Genomic DNA, 717 nt, shown 5'->3' with positions numbered 1-717 from the left:
CGTCCCGGCTACGGCGACCGTTCCGGTGGCAGCCGTGAGGGTGGTTTCCGTTCGGGTGGCGACCGCGGTGGGTACTCCCGCGGTGGCGACCGTCCGGGCTACGGCGACCGTTCCGGCAGCCGCGAGGGCGGCTTCCGTGGTGGTGACCGGGACCGCGCCGGTGGTGACCGCCGCGAGGGCGGCTTCCGTAGCGGCGGCGATCGTCCCGGCTACGGCGACCGTTCCGGTGGCAGCCGTGAGGGTGGTTTCCGTTCGGGTGGCGACCGCGGTGGGTACTCCCGCGGTGGCGACCGTCCCGGCGGCGACCGTCGCGAGGGCGGCTTCCGCAGTGGTGGCGACCGTGAGCGCTTCGGCGGCGGCGACCGTCGCGAGGGCGGCTTCCGCGGCGGCGACGACCGTGGTGGCGACCGCGGCGGCTTCCGTAGCGGCGGCGACCGTCGTGAGGGCGGTTTCCGTAGTGGCGGTGACCGTCCGAGCTACGGCGACCGTTCCGGTGGCAGCCGCGAGGGTGGTTTCCGCAGCGGTGGCGACCGTCCGAGCTACGGCGACCGCACGGGCGGCAGCCGCGAGGGCGGCTTCCGCAGTGGTGGCGACCGTGAGCGTTTCGGTGGCGGCGACCGCCGCGAAGGCGGCTTCCGCCGCCCGTCCGAGGACCGTGGCGGCTACCGCAGCGGAGGCTTCGGCGACCGTGACCGCACCGGCGGCGGCCGTGAAGGC

General features: G+C 76.0%; 1 pseudogene. It reads right to left on the bottom strand.

The features are described 5' to 3' along the window. Positions 1-717 (bottom strand): annotated as a pseudogene (locus AB0B66_RS26690) (hypothetical protein); the annotation flags it as partial.

Origin of the sequence: Catellatospora sp. NPDC049111 (assembly GCF_040648615.1) — a bacterium.
Taxonomy (GTDB): Bacteria; Actinomycetota; Actinomycetes; order Mycobacteriales; family Micromonosporaceae; genus Catellatospora; species Catellatospora aurea.
The sequence above is the reverse complement of the archived record's forward strand: the minus strand, read 5'-3'. Positions and strand labels throughout refer to the sequence as shown.